Raw genomic sequence first — 7,442 nt, 5'->3', positions numbered from 1 at the left:
GGAGTGTGGGGAGTGTGGGGAGATGGGGGGGTGTGGGGAGATGGGGAGTTGGGGGGGTGGGGGGAGTTGGGGGAGTTGGGGGAGTTGGGAATATAGCACCACGCATTAAGGTTAGGACATCTCTAACTTCTAATACCCAGTCATGGCTTACTATTGCCTGTTGCCTATTGCCTATTGCCTAGCGCTATAACCAACCCTCCTGTTGTTTCTAAAGCGAACTTGAATCGAGGCTTTCGGCTTCTCCTTCCGTTTGAGGGAGGTGCAAGCCGCATTCTTGTTTTAAGCCCTGGAAACGAGTATCGCGATCGTCTTCTCCTGCCATGAGAGGGCGACTGGAATGCCAATCTCCTACAGTGACATAACCTTGGTCGAAGAGGGGATGATAGGGTAAATCGTTTGCGGTGAGGTATTGATAAATATCCCGCGAATTCCAACGTAAAATGGGCAGGATTTTATAAATTTCTGATTGAATATTGACAAAATCAAGGGTTTTGCGATGATCGGTTTGATTATTGCGAAGTCCCGCTAACCATGCGGTTGCCCCTAATTCCTTTAATGCCCGTTGCATCGGTTCGACTTTGCGGATTTTGTCGTAACGGTTGAATGCCTCAACATCGTGCTGTTCCCAAAGTTTACCGTGTAGCGCTTCCATTCGCGCTGGACTGAGGGGAGATTGATAAACTTGTAAATTCAGGTGCAAGCGTTGGCTTAATTCGTCCGCAAAGCGATAGGTTTCTGGGGGAAGATAGCCCGTATCTACCCAAATTACGGGAATATTGGGAATCGTGCGAGTGACTAAATGTAACATCACGGCGGATTGAATGCCAAAACTGGTACTCATGACCAAGCCGCGACCAAATGTTTCTGCACTCCACTGCACGATTTCTGTAGCGTTGGCTTTCGTGTCGGAAAAGTGGTGGTTGAGGGCGTTTAAATTGTCCAGTTGAGGTGCTTCGGACCTAATGCTGGCGATCGCCTTTGAGGAATCGGTGTTTTTCTCAAACTTGATAGCATCAGCGATTTGTGTTGTAGTCATACGGAGTGTAACTCCCTTGAGTTCAGTGCAGTTCAATTCTTTTACTCAGTTTACACCTATCGGAATTTGCACCCTCTGTCAAGTTGTGGGGAAATCTTGACAAGATTATGTTGCGCTTGCGGCTATCCTGTCCTTTGCATGGGTACGGTATTTTCGTTTTACTCTGATTTCAGCCGGGAAATTATTTTTTTAGGCGATCGCGATCGCATTTTTTTCCAGCTAATCCATTTTAATGGATTTTTTGTATGAGACAGGGATTTCAATCCCTGGCGGATCTCTGGCGAATCTCTGGCGGATCTCCCTATCAACAGTATTATTAAATTGAGCCAACGTACCATTTTATCTTTCTAACTCACTCATGGATATAGAACAACAATTAACGCTCCCAGAAATTCCCCTAGCACCTCCCGAATTTAAGTCTGGGTTTGTGGGAATTGTTGGGCGCACGAATGTCGGAAAATCTACCTTAATGAATCAATTGGTGGGTCAAAAAGTAGCAATTGTTTCTCCTATCTCTCAAACAACCCGCAACCGCTTAAAAGGCATTTTAACGACTCCTGAAGCACAAATCATCTTTGTCGATACTCCTGGCATCCATAAACCTCATCACGAGTTGGGAAAAGTGCTAGTCAAGAATGCAAAAATGGCGATTGAATCGGTAGATTTATTATTGTTTGTGGTGGACAGTTCTACCATTGCTGGAGGAGGCGATCGCTATGTTGCCAAGTTACTCCAAAATAGCAAAACCCCGATTATTTTAGGCTTAAATAAAACCGATCTTGCTACTGAGAATTGGGAGGAAAGTTACGCACAATTACGAGAGGACAAAGATTGGGAAATTGCTAAATTTTCGGCACTGACAGGGGCAGGAATCGAAACTCTGCAACAAAATATTATCGGGAAATTAGCAACAGGACCTTATTATTATCCTCCCGATTTGGTCACAGATCGCCCCGAACGTTTTATCATGGGAGAACTCATTCGCGAACAGATTTTACTCCTCACTCGAGAAGAAATTCCCCACTCTGTTGCTGTTACTATTGAGCGTGTTATTGAAGATACCAATATCACTCGTATTTTTGCCAATATTTGCGTCGAACGTAAATCTCAAAAGGGCATTTTAATTGGTAAAGGAGGAAGTATGTTAAAAGCGATTGGAACTGCTGCCCGAGAGCAAATTCAAAAGTTAATTGTCGGAAAAGTTTACTTAGAACTTTTTGTAAAAATCGAACTAAAATGGAGACAATCTCGCTTACAACTGTCTGAATTAGGTTATAAAATTGAACCTTAAATTAAATTAACGCTCAATATTTATATTCTAAATTAACTTAAGTTTCGTGCATATTTTGACGAATTGCCGATTCAAGTCTTCGAGGTTCATCAGTTCCAATCCGAAATTTTCTGCCTGAAGAAAACTGCATTTGTACGGCATCTAAACCCGATACATTAAACATCCATGCGTCGGGAACTCGCCGAATTCCCCATCCATAAAACCAAGGATTTTTAATGATTTTCACATCAGTAACTTCCGTAAGATTAAATTCTTTATGAATTAAACCCATCCCAAACCAGCATCGGAGTTTTCCTGCTTCAACTTCAACGGTTAAAGTGCCAAAAAGAATAGCAATAACAGCAAGAGAACTAATAACTGCGATCGCACTCCATATTGATGCTTCTTTGCTAATAAAAAGTGCAATTACCCCCATCAAAAGAGCAGCTATTGCCAGAATAACAAGGATAGTTACTCCGATTTGTGTATGCTTATAAAGCATGATTTCACCTCCACTATTTTAGGATTTTTTGCTAAAAGCAAGATTGACAAGATAACGTCTATTTTGACCAATTTTCCACGATACACCTTCAGGATCGTGCTGTTGACTCCATTGTTCAAAATCTGAGTTTTGACTCATTTCTTGGAGTTTTAGCACCGAAACCTGCAATCTTTGAGCGAGTTCCTCTTGACTTAATCCATTTATAAATTGAGCCAAAGTATCGAATTCTGAAACGTTCATTGAGATTCCTTTAAGATTCCAATTCCATTATGCGCGATCGCAATTGGGCGATCGGGATAAAGTTAACATATTGTTACGAATCATATTGTTACGAATCTAAATGATAAACATAAGCTGTTTTCGTCATCGAATTGGGATCGATCCAATCTTCCATCTTCTGTAATGCTTGGAAAACATCATAAGCACGTTGAGCCATTTTATAAGTATATTCCTCTTTTTCATCTTCATATTTAAAACTAAATTCAACGAGTAAAGGAATGTGAGGATTTATTTCGCGATCGCGCCAAACAACCAAAGCACAATCAGCTTTTACAAGAGGCGATTTTCGGATTGTAAATTGAGCGTTGGTAATGACTGTTTCTCGTGCAACAAAATCTCCCACTAAGACAATTTCTCTATCTTTTTTGAATTCAGGGATTTTGTTCTCAATATCGGGATATAGATTGCTAATATCGTTTAAAGTCTGTAAAGTTTTAGTTTCTGAAACTTTCTGTTTTGTCGAAAAACTATAGAGTTTCAAAAAATCAGGCTTGATATCTTCCTCAAATTTTGTTGTACCTTTATTCTTTTTGCGTGCATCCATATTTCTATCTTGAGAAATGTAGCGATCGGGATGACGAAATTTTAAGGTTACTTCTTGGCTATTTTCATCGATGTCAATTCGTTCTCGAAAAACATAGTTATTGGTTCTTAATAATTTTTCTTTTGTATCATAAAATTTAATTAAGCGATTCTTTTCAATTCGATCTAAATTTCCTTTGATTTCCGGTACAATCTCGGAAATGTTGGTTTTAAAGTTTTGCCAAAAAAGAGCAGAAGCTGCAAGAAAAATTGCCGTTTCTCCTTGAAACTTTTCGGCTTTGAGCATAATTTTATATTCGCGGGAAATAACTTTTTCTGTATTCATTTTCCCTTCTAAAGAAAGACTAGATTTCATTTTAACATAATTTTGCCTAGTTTTGCGGTAATAATTGTAACAGGATTGAGGGGCGAAAAGCGAGTAAGCTGTCCAATGGGAACAGAACGAGAAATTTGTAGATTGAGTAAGCGATAATCCCATTCTCGATCTTGCAGCCAACTAATACTTGAATGCAAATGCTCTAAAGTAGCAAAAGCAAGAACTAATACGCCTTTATTTTGTAATTTTGCTTGACAAATTGGCAATATATCAAGCAAATTTCCGCCACTCCCTCCAATAAAAATGCGATCGGGATGGGGTAATTCTGTTAAATTATCCGGTGCAGCACCTTCTATAACAGTTACATTTTTAACCTGCAAGCGCTGACAATTTTTCCGAATTAAATTAGCTCCCATTGCCGTCTTTTCTACAGCATAAATATGAGAATTAGGATGCAAACGTGCCATTTCAATAGCCACAGAACCCGTCCCCGCACCAATATCCCAAATAATTTGTTTGGGCTTTAAGGCTAATTCTCCTAAAATAGAGATGCGAATTTCTCGTTTTGTCATTAAACCGGGGCGATCGCGAAAACTTAAAAAGACTGCATCGGGTAAACCAAAAAGTGGCAATTCCTCTAAATTTAATTTTGCTTCTTCTTCTCGTAATAAAATTAGAACATTGAGAGGGGAAAATGTTTGCTTTTGTAACAATTCTGCTGTATAACTCCGAACTGTTTCCTCTTCCCCTCCTAAATTTTCACAAACCCAAAATTGATAACAAGTGGGAAGATCGAGAGCAAGATAAAGAGAGGCGATCGCGGAGGGGGAATTATTTTCATCGGTAAGGACAGCAATTTTTTCGCATCCTTGCTGTAGCGATCGCGTTAACTCCTGCAAAGAACGACCATGAACGCTAATAATTTTAGCATCTTGCCAAGGCACTTTAACCCGTGCAAAAGCCAGTTGTAGAGAACTAACATGGGGATAAAACTGCAAAGATTCTGAAGGAAAAGACTCTAATAATAGCCTTCCCAAACCGAAAAAGAGCGGATCTCCGGAAACCAAAATAACCACGAGATCGCCTTGTTGCCAAAATGCCGAGATATGGGCGATCGCTTCCCCAAACTTCCCTAAAATTAAGCGTTTTGCAGGATGTTCGGGAAAATAAGCTAAATGACGACGACTCCCCACTAACACCGTCGCAGCTTCAATCTGTTGTAATGTTTGGCGATCGAGAGAAATCGCGCCTTCTAACCCAATGCCAATGACTTTAATACAATTCTCCATAATTTTCCCGATCCCTCCTTATTTCCTCTGTAGAGAGCAATACCAGCAATTTACAAGCATCAGGGAGAATAACCGTGGTAACACTAAAAACCTACACTCGCAAAGAACTTCTGCACTATATCAAACACTTAGAATCTGAGTTAGGATTATTGAGCGCGAAAGAGAGTCAGAATTTAATTCAAGCAGTCGAACTCGGTCAAATTACCCTCAAAGATGCTTGCAATTTGATCGATAATGTGATTTCCCTAGAAAAGATGCGTTGATTCACAAGGCAATTAAAGATGGTCGGGTAAAGAAGTAACGGTGTTGCATTTTAGCACCCGAACAAACCCCATAGTAGAATGAAAAACCATCTGCCAATCTGCGATCGCCATGACCCCTAAACCCGACTCCCCACTATCCACCGAACCCAACAACGAAACCGAGAGTCAGTCAAGACTTCCCCTACCAACAACCAAACAACTCGCGATGGTGTCGCGTACCTTTACCATCCCCAGAAACTCCGAAAATTGGGAAGCGCGATCGCAAACTTTAGGCAGTACCATTATTCTTGTTGCATTTGGCACAATTATATTAGGTTGGTTTTTCAATTTTTCCTTCCTTTTGTTCGCCGGTTCCCTCGTCACCCTTTTAGTTTCCCTACGAATCATTTTTCCCGCCATTCAACGTTGGTTATTAAAATTCCTCACGCCTTCGGAAAGAGGAATTGTTTTAGGCACATTAGGAACGATCGCGGCGATCGCCGGATTTGCTCAATTTTTTGGTATTTTTAATCGGATTGGCTTATGGTTGCAGGTCAATAAATGGGATGAGTTTGGCTCTTGGGCAGATTGGTTTGGAGCCCTCGGTCAAATTGCGATCGCCGTTCTTGCAGTATATGTCGCATGGCAACAATATGTCATTTCCAAGGACTTAACCATGCGCCAAAATGCCATTACTCAACAACAAACCATTGACTCTTATTTTCAAGGTATTTCCGACCTGGCTTTAAGCGACGAAGGATTACTCGAAGATTGGCCGCAAGAAAGAGCCTTTTCAGAAGGACGAACCGCCGCAATTTTGAGTAGTGTTGATGCAGCAGGAAAAGCCAAAATTATCCGCTTTCTTTCCCAATCTAAATTATTAACCCCTTTGAGGCGAGATGGACTCTTAGGACGCGCTATCCTCGACGGTGCGGGAGGCTATGAAGAAGACCGCCAAAACGGTTTGCGCGTGATCGATCTCGGTGTTATGCTTGCCCGAGCCGACTTATCAGAAACCGATTTACGCTGGACAGATTTGAGCGATGCTTATGTCATTGGGGCAAATTTTAGCAATTGCGATCTCGTCAAAGCCAATTTAGCGCGGACGGTATTATACGAAGCAAATTTACGAGGAGCAGATATTAAAGGCACTCGTTTCTTTTACGGTAACGTAGAAACGGCGAGTCCTCGCAGTCTAACCGCCCCGCCCAATTATGAAACCGGATCTCATACGGGGGCTGTCATCGAAAAAGCTGATTTCACCGGGGTTCAGCGCCTGAGTGAAGAACAACGCCTTTATCTCTGTTACTGGGGCGATAAACAAGCCTGCGCGACCATTCCGGGGGGATGTACGGGTATTCCCAACAAATTAGGACGATAGTTATTCTATTTCATAAAATGTATTTTTCACTCCTGTTTTACTAGATGTTACCCAATAAGAACCCAGCAAAATAACCAGAAATGCTAACAAATTTAGGAAATCTAGCGTTTCTGAAAAAATGCTCCAAGCCAAGATTGTTGTGATAGCTGGATGGAGCAAGGAAAGCGTTGCAACTAATCCTGAAGATAACCATTTGAGACTATAAGTAGTCAGTCCTACTGTGAAGATTACACAGATTCCCAAGACGATCGCAGTTAGCCAACCTTGGAGAGAATGAGGGAATAGTTCGTCCCCAGAGATGGCCATTACGGGAAGAAAAAAAATAGTTGAAAGTATACTCTCCCAAGTTGCGATCGCCATAATGCTCGAGCGATCTCTGAGTTTTTCAGTAACCAGTAAATACCCTCCCCAGAATAAAGCAGAAGCCAGAGCCAAGGAATCTCCGGCTAGTTTGTCTGCTGTTAGGGAAAAATCATTGGCAACCAAGGCAATCGAACCGAAAACGGCGATCGCCATTCCCAGCAAAAAGCGACGATCGAACTGTTGTCTTAATAATATCCATCCCACTATAGTTGTAAATATAG

Annotated in this window: 9 protein-coding genes; 3 read left to right on the top strand and 6 right to left on the bottom strand. The window is 41.4% G+C overall.

Features of this window, described 5'->3' with window-relative positions:
• Positions 1-208: 208 nt before the first annotated feature.
• Positions 209-1,036 (bottom strand): phosphoadenosine phosphosulfate reductase, encoded by an 828-nt coding sequence (cysH, locus tag VB714_RS26245; protein WP_323228197.1) that lies wholly within the window; start codon positions 1,034-1,036, stop codon positions 209-211.
• Positions 1,037-1,394: 358 nt separating this feature from the next.
• Between cysH and era the strand changes: the two genes are divergently transcribed.
• The gene (gene era / locus VB714_RS26240) at positions 1,395-2,327 is read left to right on the top strand and encodes a GTPase Era (RefSeq protein ID WP_204104489.1); all 933 of its coding nucleotides are present in this window, start codon (positions 1,395-1,397) and stop codon (positions 2,325-2,327) included.
• A gap of 37 nt (positions 2,328-2,364) precedes the next feature.
• Here era and VB714_RS26235 read toward each other — a convergent pair whose 3' ends face one another.
• From VB714_RS26235 to cbiE, 4 genes are all read right to left on the bottom strand, one after another.
• Positions 2,365-2,808, bottom strand: a complete 444-nt coding sequence (locus tag VB714_RS26235) for a hypothetical protein (RefSeq protein WP_323228195.1) — start codon at positions 2,806-2,808, stop codon at positions 2,365-2,367.
• Positions 2,809-2,826: 18 nt separating this feature from the next.
• Entirely contained in the window at positions 2,827-3,048 is a 222-nt protein-coding gene (locus tag VB714_RS26230) for a hypothetical protein (protein WP_323228194.1), read from the bottom strand.
• Positions 3,049-3,136: 88 nt separating this feature from the next.
• Positions 3,137-3,985: a hypothetical protein gene (locus VB714_RS26225; protein WP_323228192.1), complete on the bottom strand. Its 849-nt coding sequence runs from the start codon at positions 3,983-3,985 to the stop codon at positions 3,137-3,139.
• The gene (gene cbiE / locus VB714_RS26220) at positions 3,982-5,235 is read right to left on the bottom strand and encodes a precorrin-6y C5,15-methyltransferase (decarboxylating) subunit CbiE (RefSeq protein ID WP_323228191.1); all 1,254 of its coding nucleotides are present in this window, start codon (positions 5,233-5,235) and stop codon (positions 3,982-3,984) included. Before cbiE ends, VB714_RS26225 begins: the two co-directional genes overlap by 4 nt.
• Positions 5,236-5,309: 74 nt before the next feature.
• Here cbiE and VB714_RS26215 point away from each other — a divergent pair, with 74 nt between their 5' ends.
• Both VB714_RS26215 and VB714_RS26210 read left to right on the top strand, forming a co-directional pair.
• Complete coding sequence (locus VB714_RS26215) at positions 5,310-5,498, top strand: hypothetical protein (protein WP_323228189.1); 189 nt, start codon at positions 5,310-5,312, stop codon at positions 5,496-5,498.
• A 109-nt stretch (positions 5,499-5,607) separates the two neighbouring features.
• Positions 5,608-6,858 (top strand): pentapeptide repeat-containing protein, encoded by a 1,251-nt coding sequence (locus VB714_RS26210; protein WP_323228187.1) that lies wholly within the window; start codon positions 5,608-5,610, stop codon positions 6,856-6,858.
• On the opposite strand, the gene VB714_RS26205 is transcribed toward VB714_RS26210, so the two are convergent.
• Positions 6,859-7,442 (bottom strand): DMT family transporter (locus tag VB714_RS26205; RefSeq protein ID WP_323228185.1); only part of this gene is annotated, 584 nt, incomplete at its 5' end.

The sequence above is a fragment of the Spirulina sp. 06S082 genome, from assembly GCF_034932145.1.
Lineage (GTDB): Bacteria > Cyanobacteriota > Cyanobacteriia > Cyanobacteriales > Spirulinaceae > CCY15215.
This window is presented reverse-complemented; position numbering and strand designations above follow the sequence as displayed.

What these genes read in the sequence shown, in the direction of transcription:
- cysH (WP_323228197.1), bottom strand. Translation starts at nt 1,036, where the DNA reads ATGACTACAACACAAATCGCTGATGCTATCAAGTTTGAGAAAAACACC.
- era (WP_204104489.1), top strand. Translation starts at nt 1,395, where the DNA reads ATGGATATAGAACAACAATTAACGCTCCCAGAAATTCCCCTAGCACCT.
- VB714_RS26235 (WP_323228195.1), bottom strand. Translation starts at nt 2,808, where the DNA reads ATGCTTTATAAGCATACACAAATCGGAGTAACTATCCTTGTTATTCTG.
- VB714_RS26230 (WP_323228194.1), bottom strand. Translation starts at nt 3,048, where the DNA reads ATGAACGTTTCAGAATTCGATACTTTGGCTCAATTTATAAATGGATTA.
- VB714_RS26225 (WP_323228192.1), bottom strand. Translation starts at nt 3,985, where the DNA reads ATGAAATCTAGTCTTTCTTTAGAAGGGAAAATGAATACAGAAAAAGTT.
- cbiE (WP_323228191.1), bottom strand. Translation starts at nt 5,235, where the DNA reads ATGGAGAATTGTATTAAAGTCATTGGCATTGGGTTAGAAGGCGCGATT.
- VB714_RS26210 (WP_323228187.1), top strand. Translation starts at nt 5,608, where the DNA reads ATGACCCCTAAACCCGACTCCCCACTATCCACCGAACCCAACAACGAA.